We start from the raw sequence: 21,267 nt of genomic DNA on the forward strand, positions 1-21,267 counted from the left end.
GACATCGAAGGATGTCCAAGTCCGTTATGCATGCGTTTCCCATTCTTCCACTGTTTCGAGCGTCACACGCCCTAGCTTTTCCGTCCGTAGTTCATGCAGAAGCATTTCACTCGTCCGTTCGAAATCGACGTAGCCACCTGAAACGAATCCGCGCTTTTTACCGATGGCTTCGAGTACATCAACCGCTTCTCCTGATACTTCGTCGAGACGATAACGCTCACGTAACTGCTCTGGATAACGCGTCTTTAGCTCACGAAGGGCAAACAGCGCGATATCGTCGATGTTTAAGATATCATCCTTGATCGCTCCTGTCGCTGCCAACCGATACCCGACGACTTGATCGTCGAACTTCGGCCAGAGGATACCTGGTGTATCGAGTAATTCCATCTCACCTGTCTTCATCTTGATCCATTGCTGGCGTTTCGTCACACCTGGGCGGTCACCCGTGATCGCAATGTTCCGACCGGCGAGTCGATTGATGAGTGTCGACTTCCCAACGTTTGGAATGCCGATGATCAAGGCACGAATCGCACTCGGATTCCGACCTTTCTCCCGCATTCGTGCATGTTTTTCTTTCATTAGTCGTAAAGCACCTTCATGAATTTGATTCAATCCTTTATTGTGCTTCGCGTCGACCGCGACGACATCAACACCATCTGCCCGTAATGCGTGCATCCACTGTTCTGTCACTCGTTTGTCCGCCATATCCGCTTTGTTGAGGACGATCAATCGTGGCTTACCTGCCGTGATTTGTTCGACCATCGGGTTACGGCTCGACATTGGAAGACGTGCATCGACAAGTTCGATCACGACATCGATCAACTTTAATTTTTCTGTAACTTCCCGCCGTGCTTTGGCCATGTGACCGGGGAACCATTGAATCGTCATATCCTTCACCTCGTTCATATATTCCTGGACTTCTTGCTGATCATACGATACTTGAAAAAACATCCACTCTCTAGTATACGCAACTTAAGACAAGAAAAGAAGATGAGGTACTTACTTTTCACGGTAAGCGTCTCATCTTCTTTCGTTTTAATCGACAGAGCGTACATCATTGAATGGATAGAATACGAAGTTCGTCGTTCCGACGATTTGATCCTCATCCACAAAACCGATATCACGACTATCTTTTGAATTTTGACGATTATCTCCCATGACGAATACCTTCCCTTTTGGAACAGTCGTTTTTCCTGTCCGTTCCTCAAGTGTAAAGTCCTCCGTCAATGGAACACCATTCATCTGAGCTTTGTACTCTTTTAAATACGGTTCAGCTACTTTCTTATCGTTGACGTACAACGTATCGTCTTTATAATACATCGTATCTCCCGGAACAGCGATCACTCGTTTGATATAGTCGCGTGTTTCCGTTGCATGAAAGACGACGATATCGCCTCTTTCTGGTTCATTAAAATAATACGGAATCTTATTGACGATCATCCGATCCGCATTGTGTAAGGTCGGCATCATCGATTCCCCATCGACGATGACGGGTACGAACAGGAACGTTCGAATGATGAACGCGATGACAAGCGCTACGACGAGCGCTTTTACCCAACTGAATAACTCCTTCACGAATTCCACTCCCTTGATTAACGCAATTTCTTCCTATGGACTAGTATACGCATAAACAACAAAAAAAAGAAGCTTGTCCGGAGACAAGCCACTTTTTCACATGATTAACGACGAATTTCTTTAATACGCGCCGCTTTACCACGAAGGTTACGGAGGTAGTAAAGTTTCGCACGACGGACTTTACCGTAGCGAACAACTTCGATTTGTGCAACACGTGGTGAGTGGAGCGGGAAAGCACGCTCAACGCCAACTCCGTAAGAAATTTTACGGACTGTGAATGTTTCACTGATGCCGCCACCGTGACGTTTGATGACTACGCCTTCGAAGAGCTGAATACGCTCACGCGTACCCTCGACGACTTTAACGTGTACACGGACTGTATCCCCAGGACGGAACGCAGGGACGTCTGACTTGATTTGTTCTTGTGTAAGTTCACGGAACAATTGTTGTGTGTTCATGAATGATTTCTCCTTTTTTCACCAATGTTCTTATCTTCATTTGCTTTCAGCATCCGACAGCGGAACATCGTTAATGGGTGGCTTTTGCCACATGTTTTAACTTATCATAGATTCAATCGTTTGACAATCCTGAAATCGATTCTAAATAAAGACGATCATCCTCGGTTAATGGAGCATCAGCCAACAGATCCGGACGACGCTCAAATGTCCGCTTCAGCGACTGTTCCCGTCGCCATTTTGCAATCCGCGCATGATTGCCTGATAACAAGACGTCGGGTACCTGGTATCCGGCATATTCAGCAGGACGTGTATAGTGTGGATATTCAAGAAGTCCCGTCGAAAAGGAATCATCTTCATGACTCTCAGACGCACCGAGGACGTCTGGCAAGAGACGGACGACAGCGTCAATCATTGTCATCGCAGCCAGTTCCCCTCCCGTCAAGACGAAGTCCCCAAGCGAGACCTCATCCGTTACAAGGTGATCATGAATCCGCTGATCAAATCCTTCGTAATGACCACATAGGAAGACCAGTTCTTCTTCTTGTGCCCACTCTTCTGCCATCCGTTGCGAAAAACGTTTACCGGTCGGTGTCATGACGATGATTCGTCGTTTTCCTTCCGGCAGACTCGCCATCGCGTCGAAGACGGGTTGAGGGGTCAACAGCATGCCTGCTCCCCCACCATACGGGTAATCATCGACTTTACCATGACGATTCGTCGAGAAGTCTCGAAAATTGATTGTTTCAAGACTGACACGTTCATCATCTTGCGCTCGTTTGACGATTGAATGATCGAGCGCTGAAAACATTTCCGGAAACAGCGTCAACACTCGGATGTTCATTCTTCAATCAATCCTGGAAGCGGTGTGATTTGGATACGTTTTTGCTCGACATCGACGGAAGCAACGACTTGCTCGATATACGGGATCAGGACATCCTTTTTCCCATCGCGTTTGATCGTCCAGACGTCATTTGCGCCTGTTTCAAGAATGTCGGATACGACTCCGATTTTCGTCTCACCGTCATAAACCGTACAACCGATGATCTCATGATAGTAAAATTCATGCTCGTCTAAGTCTTGTAAATCTTCTGCGTGGACATAGAGTTTCAATCCTTTATACTTCTCGACGTCATTGATATGGTGCATCCCTTTGAACGTCACCATGATGAATTGTTTGTGTTTTCGGTAACCACTGATTGTCACCGGTGTGTACGTTCCGTCAGATCCAAGAAAAACTTCCTTCCCGACTTTAAAGCGTTCCTCCGGAAAATCCGTGCTCGCGAGTAACTTTAATTCACCTTTTAGACCATGTGTATTGGCGATTTTCGCAATTTCCAACCATTCCATTCATTTCACTTCCTTTCTTGAATTAAAAAAAGGAGGTAAGCTTTTGCTCACCTCCTAACGTCTTACTTCGCGAGTTTCGCGTTGTGGAATTTCTCCATGATACCAGCTTGTGAGAAGAGGTTACGAACTGTGTCCGAAGGTTTAGCACCTTCAGAGAGCCATTTAAGAGCTAGCTCTTCGTTGATTTTAACTTCTGCTTCTGGTTTAGCAACTGGATTGTAGTATCCGATTTGCTCGATGAAACGACCATCACGTGGTGCACGTGAGTCTGCTACTACCACACGGTAGAAAGGTGATTTTTTTGCGCCCATGCGCTTAAGACGAATTTTAACTGCCATTCGTAAGTCCCTCCAAATAATAGATGATTTTTTCGTTTAGTCAAATTGACAACTTCATTAGTATACAACGTTACAGCAAAAGAGAAAAGACTTTTAAAAGAATGGAAGGCCAAAGCCTTTCTTTTTCCCTTTGCCCATCTGTCCGGAAAATTGTTTCATCATTTTCCGCATGTCTTCGAACTGTTTAATGAGACGGTTGACTTCTTGGATACTGCGTCCGCTACCACGGGCAATCCGCTTCCGACGACTCGCATTCAAGATTTCAGGTTCAGTCCGCTCTCGTTTCGTCATCGATTGGATAATCGCTTCGACATACACGAGTTGCTTCTCATCGATTTGGGCGTTTTTCAACCCCTTCATCTTCCCTTTACCTGCCCCAGGGATCATTCCCAACAGTTCGTCGAGTGGACCCATCTGTTTCACTTGCTGCAACTGCTCGATGAAATCATCGAATGTAAACGATGCATCGCGCATTTTGCTTTCTAACTCTTTGGCACGCGTAGCGTCCATTTGTGACTCTGCTTTTTCAATCAGTGTCAGCATGTCTCCCATGCCTAGAATCCGAGACGCCATCCGCTCGGGATAGAATGGTTCGATGGCATCGAGCTTCTCTCCAAGACCGACGAATTTAATCGGTGCTCCGGTGACTGCCTTGATGGAGAGTGCTGCACCACCTCGCGTATCTCCGTCGAGCTTCGTCAGAACAACCCCCGTCACGCCAAGCTTCTCGTTGAAGCTTTCTGCGACGTTGACGGCGTCCTGACCCGTCATCGAATCGACGACAAGGAAGATTTCATGCGGTTTGGCGATCTCTTTAACATCAACGAGTTCCTGCATTAGTTCCTCATCGACGTGCAGACGACCTGCCGTATCGATCAACACGATATCGTGATGATGCTCTTTTGCATAATCGAGTGCACCGGTAACGATTTCTTGCGGACTGACCTGATCTCCCATTGAGAAGACCGGCAACTCCAATTGTTTCCCGAGTGTCTCTAATTGTTTGATTGCTGCCGGACGATAAATATCCGCCGCAACAAGCAAAGGACTACGATTATGTTTTTTACGTAAATGATTGGCAAGCTTACCCGTTGTCGTTGTTTTACCTGCCCCTTGCAGACCTGTCATCATGATGACGGTCGGAGGACGGTTCGCAAGCGTCAATGGTGACACTTCCGCACCCATCAGATTCGTCAATTCATCATGGACGATCTTGACGACTTGTTGCCCTGGCGTCAAAGATGTCATGACGTCCTGTCCGACGGCACGTTCCTTTACATCATTTACGAATTGTTTGACGACCTTGAAGTTGACGTCGGCTTCAAGTAGCGCTAAGCGAACTTCGCGCATCATCTCTTTGACGTCTGCTTCAGAAATCTTACCTTTACCTCGCATTTTAGCGAGACTGGCTTGAAGCCGTTCCGATAATCCTTCGAATGCCATTAAGAATGCCTCCTACTCTAATTGCTCCAATGTCTCAATGATCACTAGGGCTTCACCCGGAAGGTCGCATTGCTTCAGCTGATCGAGTAACTGCTTTCGCCGTTCGTGTTTCTTGAACAGGGATAGTCGTTCTTCATACTGCTCGAGCATGGCTTCCGTGCGTTTTATGTTGTCGTAGACTGCTTGTCGGCTGACTTCAAACTCATCGGCGATCTCACCTAAGGAAAAGTCATCTAAGTAATAGAGTGACATGTAATTCCGTTGTTTTGGTGTCAAAAGCTCCTGATAAAAGTCAATCAGATAGTTCATCCGGTTCGTTTTATCAAGTGTCATCCGAGCACCTCCGCAATGTTAAGTGAAATTCCTTTACAGATAGTATAGTACAGCCCTCACAGTGTGTTGTCAAGTTTTTTTCTTTACATGAAACGTCGCTTATTCTGCGCTTTCTTCCGTGTCAACGTTTTCTTTTTCTTCAAAGACATCACCGAACAATCCATAAACGAATTGTTCTGCATCAAACGGTTGTAAATCATCGATTTTTTCACCAAGACCAACGAACTTGACCGGGAGGTTCAATTCGTTCTTGATCGCAAGGACGATTCCACCTTTTGCCGTTCCATCAAGCTTCGTCAAGACGATCCCGCTGACGTTCGTCGCTTGTTTGAAGGCTTTCGCCTGCACCATCGCGTTTTGTCCTGTCGTCGCGTCAAGCGCCAGCAATACTTCGTGGGGAGCACCTGGAATTTCACGTTCGATGACACGTTTGACCTTTTCAAGTTCGTTCATCAGGTTGACCTTGTTTTGAAGGCGTCCTGCCGTATCGCAAATCAGGACATCGACCTTACGTGCTTTAGCTGCTTGGACAGCGTCGTAAACAACAGCGGCCGGATCCGATCCTTCTCCTTGACGGATGACCGGTACACCGGAGCGTTCGCCCCAGACTTGCAGTTGATCGATTGCACCCGCACGGAACGTATCACCCGCTGCTAACATGACGCTCTTGCCTTCTTGTTTCAAGCGGTTCGCAAGTTTCCCGATCGTCGTCGTCTTCCCGACCCCATTAACACCGACGAAGAGAATGACGTTCAGCTCATGATCGAGATCAAGTGCTGTCTCTTCCTCTTCAACTAACATCTTCGCGACGACTTCAACGAGGACATCACGTACTTCTTTTGGATCCTTGACGTTACGTCGTTTAACTTCTGTCTTTAACTCCTCGACCAAATCCATTGTCGTCGTCACGCCGACGTCGGCTTGAATCAATACTTCCTCTAATTCTTCGAAGAAATCCTCATCGACTTCGCGGAAACGATAGACGAGATCATTGACGGCACTTGCTAGCCCATCGCGTGTCTTCGTCAGTCCTTGTGTGAATTTCGTCGTGACTTCTTGCGTCGAAGTCGTCAAGCGGTCTTTCAGTTTTTTAAAGAAACTCATTGTTTAATCTCCTTTGGTTCTTCACTTAATGTACGTCGTGCCTCTTCTAGTTTAACGGATAACACTTCAGATATCCCGTTTTGCTGCATCGTGACGCCGTACAAGACGTCTGCCGCCTCCATCGTTCCTTTCCGATGGGTGATGATGACGAACTGTGTCTCGCGCGCTAGCTGATGGACGAATTCGCCGAATCGCGCGACGTTCGCTTCATCAAGTGCCGCCTCGACTTCATCGAGGACACAGAATGGGACAGGACGGGTCTTTAGAATCGCGAACAAGAGAGCGATCGCCGTCAAGGCACGCTCTCCACCTGACAAGAGCGACAAATTTTGTAGCTTTTTGCCTGGCGGTTTCGCGACGATATCGATTCCGCTCGTCAGTAGATCAGTCGGATCGACGAGTACAAGGTCGGCTTCTCCACCCCCGAACAACTCCCGGAACGTTTCTCGGAAATGCTCACGGACGGCATCATACGTTTGTCGGAACAATCGAATGACTTCCCGGTCCATCTCTTCAATGACACCATAGAGATCCGTTTTAGCGGCGACGAGATCATCTCGTTGCGCCGATAGGAACGTAAACCGTTCATCGACTTCCGCGAATTCTTCGATTGCACCGATATTGACGATGCCGATTTCTTCGAGTTGACGCTTGAGCAGATGAATTTCCTCTTTTGCCTCTTCATACGATAGATCAAGTGGTGCAATCAGTTCGAGCAGTAATCCCATCTCTTCCAGCATTTCTTGTCTTGTCTCAAGACGCGTGCTCGTTTTCCCTTGCGAGAGTCGTAGCTGCTCGAGTGCCTGTTTCGTCGTTTGTTGATCGTCCTTCGTCTTCGCTTCGCGGATCCGGATCAAACGCAGGGATTCTGCTTGTACTTGAATCCGTTGCCCGATCGCGACGAGTTCGGTCTCGACCCGTTGTTGTTCCTGTTCCTGTTCGCGCTGTTCCGCGTGCAAGGCATCGATTTTCGCTTCGTCGAATCCTTCGAGGACATGACGCAAGTCACGGCGTTTATGACCACGTTCAAGCTTCGCGTGACTGACCTGTTCCGTCAGGCGTTCGATCTCTTGCGAAAGTTGCGCTTGTTTCATTTGGATCGTCCGCTCTTCAAGAACTGCTTCTGTTTGTTCCTTCTTCAGTTCGTCCATCGTGACGGCACCACGGGCTTGAGCATCCTTAAGACGATCAAGTGCTTGTCTGAGCTCTGTTTGACGTTCCGTCCATTTCGCGATCTCGACTTCTGACATTTCGATGATACGGCGTGCTTCCTTTTCTTGTTCGAGCACACGTGCCATCTGCCGATCTTCAACCGATAATTCGGACGTCATGACGGCAAGGTGACGCTTCGCATCTGCCAACGTATCCCGCGATTGCTCGAGTTGTCCTTGTAATTCTTGAATCGTTTCTGTCCGCGTCCGAGCAGTAGCATCAAGCGTCTGAATCGCCGCTCTTAGATCTTCCAAGCGGCGCATCTGCTCCCGAATGACCGCTTGCCCTCGCGTCAGTCCCTCTTTTAACTCGTCGAGCTCGCGCGATTGACTGAACAATGGTGTGCCTTTTTTCCGACTTCCGCCGGTCATCGTTCCACCGACGTTGACGACATCTCCTTCGAGCGTGACGAGACGATAGCGATGTCCTGTCGAACGGGCAATTTGGTTCGCTTGTTCAAGTGATTCGACGACGAGTGTCGTACCGAGTAAGTTCATCTTTAATTTCGTCAGCGTCTCGTCTGTCGTCACAAGATCACTTGCGATCCCGACGAATCCAGACATCCCCCCGACTTGTTCTCGCACCGAACGGTTGACTTCACGTGTTTGGAGTGAGGCGAGCGGCATGAACGTCGCTCGACCGGCATTTAAGCGTCGCAGTTCCTGGATTAGACGACGTCCTGTCGCATCGGTATCAACGACGATGTTTTGCATTGCCCCACCAAGCGCCGTCTCGATTGCCGCTTCAAATCGCGCAGGGACCGAAATCAACTCCGCGACCGCTCCGTGAATACCTGGGTAATGATCTCGTTGTTTTAATATCGTCTTAACGGCACCGAAATAACCGCTATAGTCGGCTTTGACGGATTCAAGAAATTCAATCCGATCTTCCGTCTTATGACGACGTCGCTCTAAATCCGCAACGGACTGTTCAACTTGGCGTAACGCATGTTGTTGTTCGTCTCGTGCTGCGAGTGCCGTTGCCTCTTCCTCAGTCACTTGATCCAATTCTGTCCGGATCGAAGCAACGTCCGCTTCTAATCGAGCGACATCTTCCTCAAGTTGACGACGGGTCGACTGCTTCGTACCGCTATCCACCGTAAAGGAACGTTGTTGTTCTTCTGCCTGCATGAGATCTTGCTTCGCCCGATTATAGGCATTATTCGTCGCAGCCAATCGGCTCGCCACTTCAAAGGCTTCCGAACGTAATGCTTCGGCTTCCTTATCAAAATCACGATCAGTTTGTGTCAACGCTTGATCAGCTCGTTCTCGCTCAGCCGTAATCCGTTTTGCTTCCTGATCGACTTCTGCTTGGCGTTCCTGTAAAGCGGTTAGTTCGAGTTCTAGTTCCTTGACGCGTTCTTCGACGATCGCGACCTCTTGTTCGAGTCGCTCTTTCGTCTCGGTCCCGTGTTTTTCACGTTCTTTTGCTAGGTTAAGGGCACCTTGGATCTCAACAAGTCGCGTCGAGACATGTCGAAGTTGCTCCTGCAAAGCGTTTTCTTGTTGTCGTTCTTCTTCAAGCGTCGCTTCTTGTTTCTCCCGGGACACGACGGTCTCTTCGTGAGTCGTCTTTTGAGATGCAAGACGTTCTTCACATTGTGCGATATCACGCGCCAGTGTTTCGAGCTCCGTCTGATACGTCGTGATTTCATGCGCCAAGATGCCACGTTCCAGTACATCATGCCGTTCTCGAGCGACGAGATACTCTTTCGCGAGCGCCGCTTGTTCACGTAACGGCTCGATTCGTCCACCAAGTTCATATAAAATATCATCGACACGCGATAGATTCGCTTCCGTATCACTTAATTTCCGCTCGGCTTGCTTCTTGCGATGACGATACTTCAAGACGCCTGCTGCTTCTTCAATGACAGCACGACGTTCTTCCGGTTTTCCGGAAATGACTTGTTCGACCCGACCCTGTCCGATAATCGCAAAGGCGTCACGCGACAAGCCTGTGTCCATGAACAAATCAAGGACATCCTTCAGGCGACATGGTTTTTTATTTAAAAAATAATCGCTATCGCCATTACGGCTGACACGACGTGTAACACTGATCTCCTGATAAGGTAACGCGACCGTTCCCGACTCGTTATCTAAGACGAGTGTCACTTCTGCAAATTGTTTTCGGTGTTCAGACAAACTGCCGGCAAAAATGACGTCTTCCATCTTCGCCCCACGTAGTGACTTCGCAGATTGTTCTCCGAGCACCCAACGGACAGCGTCCGATATATTTGATTTTCCACTTCCGTTCGGTCCGACGACTGCCGTGACACCCGGAAGGAATTCTAGTTCAGTTCGATTGGCAAATGATTTGAAGCCATTGATTTCAATTCGTTTTAAGTACATCTTGATCACCCGTATGTTTAAATTTCTTTTGAATTTCTTTCAGTTTACCATAGCCGAAACGCTAGCAACATGATAGGTTTTAAGGTAGTATCATGCGAAACAAGAAGAAGAGGAGCGAATAACACGATGACGATTGAACAAATGATTGAAGCAATCTTAGATAAATTGAATATCATCAACAAAGGGGTCATTAAAGCAGAACAGTTCGATGGCTCAAAAAATGAGGACTTAAAAGAGATTTATGAGTTCGTCATGATGCGAGACTCGCTATCACTTGCAGAGGTCGACGCGATCGTCGATGAACTGAAATCCCTTAAGACTGTTTAATCGAGTAAGCACCACACGATAAAAGCCGATCATCTCTTGTGCGTTCGAGAGATGGTCGGCCTTTTGTTGCTTAAAACTGTTTTTTTAATTCAAGTAAGGCTTGTTTTGCCGCTTGTTGTTCTGCCTCTTTTTTCGAACGCCCCGTTCCAATCCCTTCGAGCTCATCCGCGACTTGAACACGAGAGATGAACTCCCGACTATGCGCCGGACCGCGTTCCTCGATGATTTCATATTCGATGACACCTAAACCGACACGTTGAATCGCTTCCTGTAATTGACTCTTGAAATCTGTCTGTTCTTCGAAAAAGCCTGTCGCCACTTTCGGAAAAACCGCTTCGGCGAGGAATCGTTCGGCTGCTTCGATGCCTTGGTCAAGATACAAGGCGCCAATGAAGGATTCGAAGACATCCGCAAGTAAGGCTGGACGATTCCGACCACCGGTCAGTTCTTCCCCCTTACCTAACAGAATCATATCGGAAAACTGATAGTGATTCGCAAATTGGACGAGTGACGGTTCACAGACGATCGCCGCTCGCAATTTCGTTAATTCCCCCTCGGAACGTTCCGGGTAGTGTTCGAATAGATAGCGTGACACCGTCAACTCTAAGACAGCGTCCCCTAAAAATTCTAGGCGTTCGTTATCCCCTTCCGACTCACGTTGTTCATTGACGAACGAAGAGTGCGTGAAGGCTTGTTTTAATAGTTCGACATTAGAAAACCTGATATTCAGACGCTCTTGTAACGCTTCGAATTTCTGCTCGATTTGAGCGAGCGTCCGAGCATCCTTGCGTCGTTTTACATAGGGTCCTTTTCGGACACGACGTCCTTTTTGATTCGTCATAGTTCCTCCTAAACAGCTAAAGCCCACCGCAAATTGCGGTGGGTCAGCTTCAATGATCAGACTTGTGTTTCGATGTAGTTGACGACATCGCCGACAGTCTTCAAGTTTTCTGCTTGCTCATCTTCGATCGTGATTTCGAACTTGTCTTCTAAGTCCATGACGAGTTCCATGACTTCGAGAGAGTCAGCACCGAGGTCGTCTTTGAACGATTTATCAAGTGTGATTTCACTTTGTTCTTTTCCTAATTTTTCTGCGATTGCTTCTTGTACGTCTACTAAGATTTGTTCTTTTGTCATTTTAAAATCCCTCCATGAGTTGAGTATATAAGATGATTGCCGATTTGGCAAAGTACTACCGTTAGTTGTGTTACATCGTCATGCCGCCATCGACGGCAAGAGTTTGTCCTGTGATGTATCGTGCTTCATCTGAAGCGATGAAACTGACAAGTGAAGCGATATCGTCGGTTTGACCGAAGCGTTTCAACGGAATTTGCCCAAGTGACAGGTTCCGCTGTTCTTCTGTCAATTCATCCGTCATGTCCGTCTCGATGAAGCCTGGACAGATGGCATTGACTGTGACGCCCTTACTCGCAAGTTCACGTGCGACGGATTTCGTCAGCCCGATCAGACCCGCTTTCGCTGCGACATAGTTCGCTTGCCCTGGATTTCCGGAAATACCGACGACTGATGCGATGTTGATGATACGACCGCTTGTTTTTAACAAAGGACGTGTCGCGGCTTGCGTGACAAGAAACGCCCCTTTCAGGTTCGTATCGATGACGGCATCGAAGTCTGCTTCCTTCATGCGCATTAGTAAACCATCACGCGTGATGCCGGCATTATTGACGACACAATCCAGTTGACCGAACGCATCAATCGTTTGTTTGATCATCTGTTTGACAGCATCCGCTTCAGCGACATTCGCTTGAATCGCGAGTGCCTCACCGCCTGCTTCCTTGATTTCACGGACGACAGCTTCCGCCTTGTCCGTGCTTCCTGCATAGTTGACGACGACACGGAACCCATCCGTTGCCAATCGCTTCGCGATGGCAGCTCCGATGCCGCGTGACGCGCCAGTGACGAGTGCTACTTTACTCAACGAATTCCCTCCGCTTCCAATTGCTCAAGTGTCGTGATGCTGATGATTTTCGCATCTTTTTTGATTCGTTTCACGAGACCGCTAAGTGGAGATGACGGACCGAACTCGATGAATGTATCCGCACCCTCTTCGATTAAACGCTCGACGCATGATTCGAACCGGACCGGCGAATAGAGCTGTTGAACGAGCAAACGAATCAATTCGTCTGGTTGATCGTGAAATGCACAATCAACGTTCGAGATGAATTTCGTCTTCGCCGCTTCAAACGGTGACGAGACGAGAATATCTTCGAATCGTGGTGCGAATGGTGTCATGAGCGACGAATGGAACGCACCTGATACATCAAGCGGTAAGACACGTTTTGCTCCGAGCTCTTTTAACTTCGCTGTGGCAGATTCGACCGCCGCGATTTGTCCAGAGATGACGAATTGTCCAGGACAGTTGTAGTTGGCGATTTGAACGATTTCTCCCGTTGCCGCAATTGATTCAACCGCGTGATGGGCTGCCTCGACATCATTCATGCCAATGACTGCTGCCATCGTTCCACCCGTGACTTGATTCATAAGTTTTCCGCGTTCGCGGACGAGATAGACGGCTTCAGACGGTGTGATGACAGAAGCTGCGACGAGCGCGCTATATTCTCCAACACTGTGTCCGAGTACGAAATCAGGTGTATGTCCTTGTGCTGCGTACTGCTGTGCGAGTAATGCACTGTGTGCGACGATGGCTGGTTGAGCGATATCCGTCGCTTTCAATTCATCCTTCGTCCCTGTCGTCATCAGCGTCGTCAGATCCAGACCAATTCGCGTTCCGAGGTCAGCGAGTGCTTGGCGTGTCTCGTCTTGCGTGATGAGCGTCTGTCCCATTCCAGGCGTCTGTGACCCTTGTCCCGGAAACATCCAAACTGTTTTCCCCATCTCGTCTCACTCCTTCTTAACGTGCTTCAGTTGCTTTCGCCTGAACGATTTTGGCAACGACTTCTTGTTCGACCATCTTTTCAGCTTGAACGAGCGCTCTGCTGAATGCATAGGCATTACTTGATCCATGCGCCTTGATGACCGGAGCCGCAATACCGAATAGTCCGGCACCACCATATTCTTCATAGGCGAGCAACTGCTTCATTTTTTTCAACTTCGGTTTAAGTACGAGAGCGGCGAGCTTTGATGTCCACGAGCTCATGAATTGTTCTTTCATGACACCCATGATCATACTGGCTGCCCCTTCAGTACTCTTAAGTAACGTGTTGCCGGCAAAACCTTCCGTAACGATGACATCGACGTCACCGCTCATCGCTTCTCTCGCCTCGACGTTCCCAACGAAATGAATCGGTGCTGTCTCAAGTAGCGGATACGTTTCCTTCGTCAATGCATTCCCTTTACCGGCTTCTGATCCGATATTCAGGAGCCCGACTTTAGGACGTGTGATACCGCGAACTTGTTCTGCGTAGACAGACCCCATGATGGCATAATCGAGCAAATGCTCTGCCTTCGCATCCGGGTTGGCGCCGACATCTAAGATGACGACACCCTTCCCATTACGTGTCGGGAAAGTCGGGGCCAGTGCAGGACGGTCAACTCCTTCGATCCGACCGATGACGAACAATCCGGCAGTCATGAGCGCTCCCGTGTTGCCTGCTGAAATCAAGGCATCTGCTTCTCCTGATTTCACCAGGTTTGCAGCCACAACGAGTGAGCTATCTTTCTTGCGGCGAATGGCACGTACCGGTTCATCTTCTCCGGTGATGACGGATGCTGCGTGGACGATCGTCACGCGCGGATCCTCGATTGTGTATGAGCGTAACTTCAACTCATCTCCGACTAGTCGGATATCGATGTTGTCGTTTGGACGTTCTGCCAGATAGGCAACGACCCCTTCTACGATGGCACGGGGTGCATGGTCGCCCCCCATGGCGTCAACTGCTAAAATCATTTCGATTCCTCCTTACTACTTCGATACACTGTGAATTCGCCGATAAAGACACATTCTTCACCGACATAACTCTCTACCGTGATGTCAGAACGCCCATCTTGGCGATGGGAACTGACGAATGCCTTCGCAACGACGCGTTCTCCGACGTGGACGGAGCGTGTGAACTGAACGTTCGCACGGGTCGTTAACGCGAGTTCATCATCGATGAGCGCAATCGCAAGCGAGTTCGCCTGTGCGAACAAGATATGTCCACGGGCGATTGCATTTCGACTAAACGCATGTTCCGGCAAAACCTCAAGGATTGAGATGGCAGATGTATCAAGTTTCAGGTCAATCATATCACCAATGACTTCATTTTCAGTCAACGTACGCACATCATCCAGGCGTTCAGTCGCGACATGTTTAATTCGCTCCCGTAATTCCGGAATTTTTAATTCCATCCGGTCCAGACGAATCGTCTGGATACTGACACGAAATCGTGTCGCCAGCGCTTCATCCGTGATGAACGGATTTTGCTCGATCGTCTGTAATAATTCTTGTTGTCTCTGTTTTTTAGGTACCCGCATGTACGTTCCTCCCACAAGAAGGATGACTACTATTATTACCTGGTACTAACAGTAGTATATATCCCTTGTTGTTCACTTTCAAGTATTATTCGATTCTTTCTCCTTCAAGAAGCCCTTGCCGTTCGATATATTCACGTAAGACATCGTATTCCGGCGCTTGCCAAAAAGCATCCGATCGCAGTAATCGGACTGCATCTTGTTGGGCCGTTTCCATGACTTGAATATCAAGTGCTGGATCGGTTAAGACGAATCTTGGTAATCCACTTTGTTCGGTACCAAAGAAATTTCCGGCTCCACGCAGTTTTAAATCCTTTTCCGCTAGCTTAAAGCCATCATTCGTTTCCGTCATCGTTTTAATACGTTCCTTCCCTGTGTCAGAAGATGGATCAGCGATCAAAATACAGTATGACTGAGCATCGCCTCGTCCGACGCGTCCTCTTAATTGATGTAATTGAGCTAGCCCAAAGCGTTCTGCATCATGAATGACGATAATCGATGCATTCGGAACGTTCACGCCGACCTCGACGACCGTCGTCGAAACAAGAATTTGAACGGTGTTGTCCTTGAACGCCTGCATGACCTCGTCTTTTTCTGAAGAAGTCAAGCGCCCATGCATCAAACCGACATGATAGGGCTTGAACCGCTCGGTCAATGTCGCATGTAATTCGATCGCATTTTGAACTTCGAGTGATTCGGATTCCTCGATCAATGGCGTGATGACGTAGGCTTGTCGACCTTGCGACAATTCTTTCTCGACGAACCCGAAAACGCGTTCCATCTGTTGCGGTTTCGCCCAGTAGGTCTCGATTTCCTTTCGTCCCGCCGGCATCTCATCGATGATCGAAACATCCATATCTCCAAAGACCGATATCGCAAGCGTACGCGGAATCGGTGTCGCTGTCATATATAATACATCTGCCTGTTCGGCTTTCGCGCGCAATCGTTTCCGTTGTTCGACACCGAAGCGATGTTGTTCATCGGTGATGACGAGGTGTAATGCCTTGAACTGGACGGTGTCTTGAATCAGCGCATGTGTTCCGACCAAGACGTCGATCTCTCCTGTTACAAGAGCTTCGAGCAAGTGAGCACGCGCTTTCCCTTTAACGGAACTCGTCAGTAGACCGACTCGGATTCCAAGTGGTTCAAGCAATGGGGCGAGCGACGCTGCATGCTGTTCCGCTAAAATTTCGGTCGGCACCATCAAAGCGCCTTGTCTTCCCGCACGAACCGTCGCGAACAAGGCGATGGCAGCGATAACGGTCTTCCCGCTTCCGACATCCCCTTGCAGCAACCGATTCATTCGTTCGCCGCGACCGATGTCGTCTAGGATCTCTTTTGTCACACGTTGCTGGGCACCTGTCAGCGGAAACGGCAGGCTCTTGATGAAATTGGCAATATCCGTTTCATGTAAAGGCAAGGCCATCCCTTGACCTTTCCGTCGTCCAAGACGTAACGCCTGTAATTTCAGCTGGAAATAGAGGCACTCCTCGTAGACATAACTGCGACGAGCAGCCGTCAACTCTTGTCGATTCGTTGGGAAATGAAGCGACTTCAACATCGTCATCCGGTCTTGCAACCGATACGTCTTCCGGATGCTATCCGGGATTCGTTCAGCTAATGCCTCAGTCTCCTTGAACGCCAAGTCGACGACGCGTCGGAATGTCTTCATCCGCATGTCACCCCGGAGCGAGTAGACTGGTGTCAATTCGCCTTCGATTGCCCCGAATTGCAATTCCGTCGCAGAGATCGTCATCCGGTGTAAATCCCACTTGCCACTGACCGTCACTTCTGCTCCGAGTTGCAATTGGTCTTTGTAGAATGCCCGGTTGAACATTGTTACGGTCACACTATACCGTTCTTCAACGAGCAGACGGAACGTTAAACGATTCTTTCCTTTGCCATAATAGCGCACAAGTGGTTCAGACTGGACTTGACCCGTGAACTTGACTTTATCCTCATGGATTGCTTCCGTTAGACTTCCCGTCACGAAGTCGTCATAACGAAACGGGACGTGCTCGAGCACGTCCGCAACGGTGAGAATATTCATCTCTTCTAGTTTTTTCGCCAAATCCCGTCCGACACCTTTTAATGTCTTGACGTCACGTGATGGATTCATTCGATAACTCTCCGAAGATTTTCGCTTCGAGCCAGCGACCCGTCGGCGTATTCGCGAGTCCACCTTTTGCTGTCTCGCGAAGCGCAGACGGCATCATCTGACCAATCTCATGCATGGCTGAGATGACTTCATCACACGGAATCCGTGACGTGATTCCTGCGAGTGCCATGTCGGCAGCGACAACAGCATTCGCCCCGCCCATCGCATTGCGTTTCACGCATGGCACTTCGACGAGTCCTGCGACAGGATCACAGACGAGTCCGAGCATGTTCTTCAGTGCGATCGCAAAGGCATGTGCTGACTGATCCGGTGTTCCGCCCGCCATCTCAACGATGGCAGCAGCTGCCATCGCTGTTGCTGAACCAACTTCTGCCTGACAGCCACCAGCCGCTCCGGAGATCGACGCATTGTTCGCGACGACGAAGCCGAACGCACCGGATGTGAATAAGAAGCGTAGCATTTGCTCACGCGTTGGGTTTAAGCGATCTTTGACCGCAAATAACGTACCTGGCACGACGCCGGCACTCCCTGCCGTTGGTGTCGCACAAATTTTTCCCATCGCAGCATTGACTTCATTCGTTCCGATTGCTTTACTAACGGCGTCCAGTAATAAATCACCGGATAATCCTTTACCTGAAGCACGGTACCGCTGGAGTAAGACAGCATCTCCACCAGTTAAACCTGTCACCGATTGGACACCGTCGCCATCAAGTGAACGAGCGACCGCATCTTCCATCACTTGTAGGTTTCGTTCCATCATCGCATAGACTTCATCTCGCTCCAAATGACGAACCGTCATCTCTTGTTCGATCATGACTTCCGAAATTGGAATATTTCGTTCCGTCGCGATGGCGACGAGTTCTTTAACGGATTTAAACATTTCTTCACTCTCCCATCATGACGGCACGCTCGACTTGAGGTAACCGATCGATTTCTTCCAACACTTCTGCCGTTATCCGGTCATCAATCTCAATTGCCATAAGTGCTTGTTTTCCTTTTTCGTGCCGTGATACTTCCATATGCCCGATGTTGATTTCGTAATCAGCCAAAATGCTCGTCACGGCTGCAATTGCTCCGAACCGGTCATGGTGTAAGACGACAAGTGCCGGTCCCCCACCGGACAAACGAAGCGGTACGCCATTTAATTCCGTGATTTCAATCGTTCCCCCACCAATTGAAATACCGACCAATTCAAACTCTTCTACTCCATTCGTCAAATGGACACGAGCCGTATTCGGATGATCCGTCAACGCTTCACTCGTCTCGAAATGAATCTCAATCCCTTTCGACTTCGCGATATCGATCGATTGCGGAATCCGGTCGTCAAACGTATCGTATCCGAGAACACCGCCGATGATGGCGACATCCGTTCCATGTCCACGATACGTATCAGCGAATGAACCGTAAAACGTGATGTGGATGACAGTAGGCGTTTCCCCGAATAATTTACCCGCCATCAATCCAATCCGTGCAGCCCCTGCTGTATGCGAGCTCGATGGACCAACCATGACTGGTCCGATGATGTCAAAGACGCTACGATATTTCATTTCTTTTCCCCTCTCTATGAAACAAACGAAATCCCACCTCTATTATCGCAGATGGTGGGATTCGTGAAAAGGCTAGTCGCCCTTTTTCAGTATGATGGTTTTATTCGACGCTTAAAATGTACGAATAAAGTGGTTGTTTGCCGTCGTGGACTTCCACTTCAGCATCCGGATTAACCGATTCGATGTACGCGACGAGGTCGTCGACTTCTTCTGTCGAAACGCCTTCACCGTAAAGAACTGTGATGATTTCGTCGTCCTCTGTGACGAGTGTATCGACCAGTTTCTTGACAGCACCAAGACTCGAAGTGTCCGTAGCGACGATTTGTTTTTCAGCAATCGCCATGTGATCGTCTTTCTTGATTTCAACACCATCAATATTCGTATCACGAACGGCATATGTGACTTGACCCGACTTTACAGCTGCGATCGCATCCTCCATGTGTGCTTCGTTCTCTTCAACAGTCGCTTCCGGATTATAGACGATCGTCGCCGCCAAACCTTGTGGGACTGTCTTTGATTTCACGACTGTTACGCCACAATTCGCAACAGAAGCTGCTTGTTCAGCGGCCATGATGATGTTCGAGTTGTTCGGATAAACATAGACATGTTCAGCGTGTGCATCCTCGATCGCCTTGACGATGTCTTCCGTTGACGGGTTCATCGTTTGTCCGCCTTCGATGACGACACTGACACCGAGTGATTTAAAGAGTTCACTGATACCTTCACCCATTGCGACTGTCACGAGGGCTGCTTTCGCTTTTGTCTTCGGTGCAGCGACTGGAGTGACTTGGTTCGCGCCCTCTTCTTCGAGGATCGTCGAGTGTTGTTGACGCATATTTTCAATCTTAACAGCAACGAGCTCACCGAAACGTTGTCCTTTTGTAATGACTTCTCCTGGCGTTTCAACGTGGACGTGAACTTTAAGGAGCTCTTCATCCGCGACGACGAGCAACGAATCACCGAATTCCGCTAATTCGTTCCGGAATGCTTCTTCACTGAACGGCGCATTTGCTAACTTGTCATCTTGGAAGCGAACCATGATTTCCGTACAGTAGCCGTAATGGATCTCTTCTGTCGACATGAAGCTTTGAGCCGATTTATGATGCTCTGCTTCGACGAGTGCTTCCATGACTGGCGCATGTGGCTTATCAAGTTCTTTTCCTTCGAGTGTCGCGAGGAATCCTTCATAGATACAGACGAGACCTTGACCACCAGAGTCAACGACACCAACTTCTTTTAATACAGGAAGAAGGTCAGGAGTTCCGTCAAGCGATACTTTCGATGCTTCGACGAGTTGACGCATCAACTCTAAGAAATCCGTCGTCGTTTCAGATTGTGCGATAGCAGCGACAGCTGTCTCACGGGCAACTGTCAAGATCGTTCCTTCGACCGGTTTCATGACTGCTTTGTATGCTGTATCGACACCTTTTTGTAACGCATCAGCGAACTCTTTCGTATCAATCGTTGCTTTTCCTTCGATTGATTTCGAGAATCCACGGAACAATTGACTTAAGATGACGCCAGAGTTTCCGCGCGCCCCCATCAATAATCCACGTGCGAAGACGTTTGCGACTTCCGATACAGAATCCGAAGTGGATTTACCTGCTTCTTTTGCACCTGAAGTCATCGTCAAATTCATGTTCGTTCCCGTATCACCATCAGGCACAGGGAAGACGTTCAATGAATCGACGAAATCTGCGTTTTGATAGAGATTCGCCGCGCCATTTTGAATCATCTTGACTAACTGCGCTCCTGTTAAACGATCTACACTCACTAAAGTTTCCTCCTCTATTCCCGCCTTAGACATTCGTCAAGCGGACTCCTTGGACAAAGATGTTCACAGATGTCACGTCAAGACCTAGTGCCTGACTGAGCGTGTATTTCACGCGACTCTGTACGTTGTTCGCCACCTCTGAGATTTTCGTTCCATAGCTTACGATGATATGCATATCGATATGGACCTGCTCTGAAGCCTGTCGAACGATGACACCGCGTGCAAAGTTCTCACGTTTTAAGAGTTCAGCAAGACCATCCTTGATTTGAGACTGGGATGCCATACCAACGACACCAAAACATTCCATTGCTGCGCCGCCCGCAAGTTGCGCGACGACATCATTATCTACATCAATCTTTCCATAGGTCGTTTTCATCTCGATCGCCACCTGAGTAGCCCCCTTTGAATATTGTATTCTTCTCATAATTCTACTATAAGGACCTACTATTGAAAAGTCGCCGTACTGACTATACAATGAATAAGTGAAAAATAGTAGCGGTCAAATGAACTTTTACCATCATCCTCATCCATTATTTTAAATTTCGAGGTTGTCTGTCAAGTTTTTTTCTTGTCAGCTACTTTTTTTATGTTGCAACCGCCCTGACACCATGCTAAGATAGCAAAGTGTCTATTAGGACGAACGCAAAACAACATAAAAGGAGGCGGAACGCATGGCACGTAAATGCTACGTTACTGGGAAATCGCCAAAGTCGGGTAACAACCGTTCACACGCATTGAACAAAACAAAACGTACTTGGGGAGTCAACGTACAAAAAGTACGTATCCTCGTCGACGGTAAGCCGAAAAAGGTTTGGGTTTCAGCTCGAGCTCTTAAATCAGGTAAAGTCGAACGCGTATAAGGCGCAACCACCGGATGGGAATCTTCCCTTCCGGTTTTTTTATGCCCTCAT

Annotated in this window: 23 protein-coding genes; 2 read left to right on the plus strand and 21 right to left on the minus strand. The window is 48.5% G+C overall.

What is annotated here, in order from left to right:
• Positions 1-24: 24 nt before the first annotated feature.
• From ylqF to smc, 10 genes are all read right to left on the minus strand, one after another.
• A complete protein-coding gene (ylqF, locus tag B2U10_RS00655; RefSeq protein WP_035409511.1) occupies positions 25-888 on the minus strand; it encodes a ribosome biogenesis GTPase YlqF in 864 nt (287 codons plus the stop codon).
• A 147-nt stretch (positions 889-1,035) separates the two neighbouring features.
• Positions 1,036-1,575, minus strand: coding sequence for a signal peptidase I (lepB, locus tag B2U10_RS00660; protein WP_035406947.1), 540 nt, complete (start codon positions 1,573-1,575; stop codon positions 1,036-1,038).
• A gap of 104 nt (positions 1,576-1,679) precedes the next feature.
• Complete coding sequence (gene rplS / locus B2U10_RS00665) at positions 1,680-2,033, minus strand: 50S ribosomal protein L19 (RefSeq protein ID WP_023468738.1); 354 nt, start codon at positions 2,031-2,033, stop codon at positions 1,680-1,682.
• A 112-nt stretch (positions 2,034-2,145) separates the two neighbouring features.
• The gene (trmD, locus tag B2U10_RS00670; protein WP_035406944.1) at positions 2,146-2,874 is read right to left on the minus strand and encodes a tRNA (guanosine(37)-N1)-methyltransferase TrmD; all 729 of its coding nucleotides are present in this window, start codon (positions 2,872-2,874) and stop codon (positions 2,146-2,148) included.
• Positions 2,871-3,380 carry a ribosome maturation factor RimM gene (gene rimM, locus B2U10_RS00675; protein WP_056062252.1) on the minus strand — a complete coding sequence of 170 codons (510 nt, stop codon included), beginning with the start codon at positions 3,378-3,380 and terminating at the stop codon, positions 2,871-2,873. Before rimM ends, trmD begins: the two co-directional genes overlap by 4 nt.
• Before the next feature lie 62 nt (positions 3,381-3,442).
• The gene (gene rpsP, locus B2U10_RS00680; protein ID WP_023468741.1) at positions 3,443-3,718 is read right to left on the minus strand and encodes a 30S ribosomal protein S16; all 276 of its coding nucleotides are present in this window, start codon (positions 3,716-3,718) and stop codon (positions 3,443-3,445) included.
• Between the two features lie 93 nt (positions 3,719-3,811).
• Complete coding sequence (gene ffh, locus B2U10_RS00685; RefSeq protein ID WP_023468742.1) at positions 3,812-5,161, minus strand: signal recognition particle protein; 1,350 nt, start codon at positions 5,159-5,161, stop codon at positions 3,812-3,814.
• 12 nt (positions 5,162-5,173) lie between these two features.
• Positions 5,174-5,494, minus strand: coding sequence for a putative DNA-binding protein (locus B2U10_RS00690; protein WP_023468743.1), 321 nt, complete (start codon positions 5,492-5,494; stop codon positions 5,174-5,176).
• Positions 5,495-5,593: 99 nt separating this feature from the next.
• Entirely contained in the window at positions 5,594-6,598 is a 1,005-nt protein-coding gene (gene ftsY, locus B2U10_RS00695) for a signal recognition particle-docking protein FtsY (protein WP_035406938.1), read from the minus strand.
• Entirely contained in the window at positions 6,595-10,158 is a 3,564-nt protein-coding gene (smc, locus tag B2U10_RS00700; protein ID WP_290785162.1) for a chromosome segregation protein SMC, read from the minus strand. The genes ftsY and smc overlap by 4 nt, the downstream gene beginning before the upstream one ends.
• A 126-nt stretch (positions 10,159-10,284) precedes the next feature.
• Between smc and B2U10_RS00705 the strand changes: the two genes are divergently transcribed.
• A complete protein-coding gene (locus tag B2U10_RS00705) occupies positions 10,285-10,485 on the plus strand; it encodes a DUF1128 family protein (protein WP_023468746.1) in 201 nt (66 codons plus the stop codon).
• Between the two features lie 70 nt (positions 10,486-10,555).
• Here B2U10_RS00705 and rnc read toward each other — a convergent pair whose 3' ends face one another.
• From rnc to B2U10_RS00760, 11 genes are all read right to left on the minus strand, one after another.
• Positions 10,556-11,326, minus strand: a complete 771-nt coding sequence (gene rnc / locus B2U10_RS00710) for a ribonuclease III (RefSeq protein ID WP_035406932.1) — start codon at positions 11,324-11,326, stop codon at positions 10,556-10,558.
• Positions 11,327-11,382: 56 nt separating this feature from the next.
• Entirely contained in the window at positions 11,383-11,622 is a 240-nt protein-coding gene (gene acpP / locus B2U10_RS00715) for an acyl carrier protein (RefSeq protein ID WP_029342095.1), read from the minus strand.
• Between the two features lie 70 nt (positions 11,623-11,692).
• Entirely contained in the window at positions 11,693-12,424 is a 732-nt protein-coding gene (gene fabG / locus B2U10_RS00720) for a 3-oxoacyl-[acyl-carrier-protein] reductase (protein WP_035406929.1), read from the minus strand.
• The gene (gene fabD / locus B2U10_RS00725) at positions 12,421-13,341 is read right to left on the minus strand and encodes an ACP S-malonyltransferase (RefSeq protein ID WP_290785165.1); all 921 of its coding nucleotides are present in this window, start codon (positions 13,339-13,341) and stop codon (positions 12,421-12,423) included. Before fabD ends, fabG begins: the two co-directional genes overlap by 4 nt.
• A 16-nt stretch (positions 13,342-13,357) precedes the next feature.
• The gene (gene plsX / locus B2U10_RS00730) at positions 13,358-14,353 is read right to left on the minus strand and encodes a phosphate acyltransferase PlsX (protein WP_035406922.1); all 996 of its coding nucleotides are present in this window, start codon (positions 14,351-14,353) and stop codon (positions 13,358-13,360) included.
• Positions 14,350-14,919, minus strand: coding sequence for a transcription factor FapR (gene fapR / locus B2U10_RS00735; RefSeq protein WP_035406919.1), 570 nt, complete (start codon positions 14,917-14,919; stop codon positions 14,350-14,352). The genes plsX and fapR overlap by 4 nt, the downstream gene beginning before the upstream one ends.
• Before the next feature lie 85 nt (positions 14,920-15,004).
• Positions 15,005-17,035, minus strand: a complete 2,031-nt coding sequence (gene recG, locus B2U10_RS00740; protein WP_290785167.1) for an ATP-dependent DNA helicase RecG — start codon at positions 17,033-17,035, stop codon at positions 15,005-15,007.
• Positions 17,019-17,915 carry an L-serine ammonia-lyase, iron-sulfur-dependent, subunit alpha gene (gene sdaAA, locus B2U10_RS00745; protein WP_035406913.1) on the minus strand — a complete coding sequence of 299 codons (897 nt, stop codon included), beginning with the start codon at positions 17,913-17,915 and terminating at the stop codon, positions 17,019-17,021. The genes recG and sdaAA overlap by 17 nt, the downstream gene beginning before the upstream one ends.
• Positions 17,916-17,919: 4 nt before the next feature.
• A complete protein-coding gene (sdaAB, locus tag B2U10_RS00750) occupies positions 17,920-18,582 on the minus strand; it encodes an L-serine ammonia-lyase, iron-sulfur-dependent subunit beta (RefSeq protein WP_023468755.1) in 663 nt (220 codons plus the stop codon).
• Positions 18,583-18,682: 100 nt separating this feature from the next.
• Complete coding sequence (locus B2U10_RS00755) at positions 18,683-20,356, minus strand: DAK2 domain-containing protein (RefSeq protein WP_375091899.1); 1,674 nt, start codon at positions 20,354-20,356, stop codon at positions 18,683-18,685.
• Positions 20,357-20,381: 25 nt separating this feature from the next.
• Complete coding sequence (locus tag B2U10_RS00760; protein ID WP_023468757.1) at positions 20,382-20,744, minus strand: Asp23/Gls24 family envelope stress response protein; 363 nt, start codon at positions 20,742-20,744, stop codon at positions 20,382-20,384.
• A gap of 283 nt (positions 20,745-21,027) precedes the next feature.
• Here B2U10_RS00760 and rpmB point away from each other — a divergent pair, with 283 nt between their 5' ends.
• Entirely contained in the window at positions 21,028-21,216 is a 189-nt protein-coding gene (gene rpmB / locus B2U10_RS00765) for a 50S ribosomal protein L28 (protein ID WP_023468758.1), read from the plus strand.
• Positions 21,217-21,267 lie beyond the last annotated feature (51 nt).

The organism is Exiguobacterium sp. UBA7533 (genome assembly GCF_002479335.1).
Classification (GTDB): Bacteria; Bacillota; Bacilli; order Exiguobacteriales; family Exiguobacteriaceae; genus Exiguobacterium_A.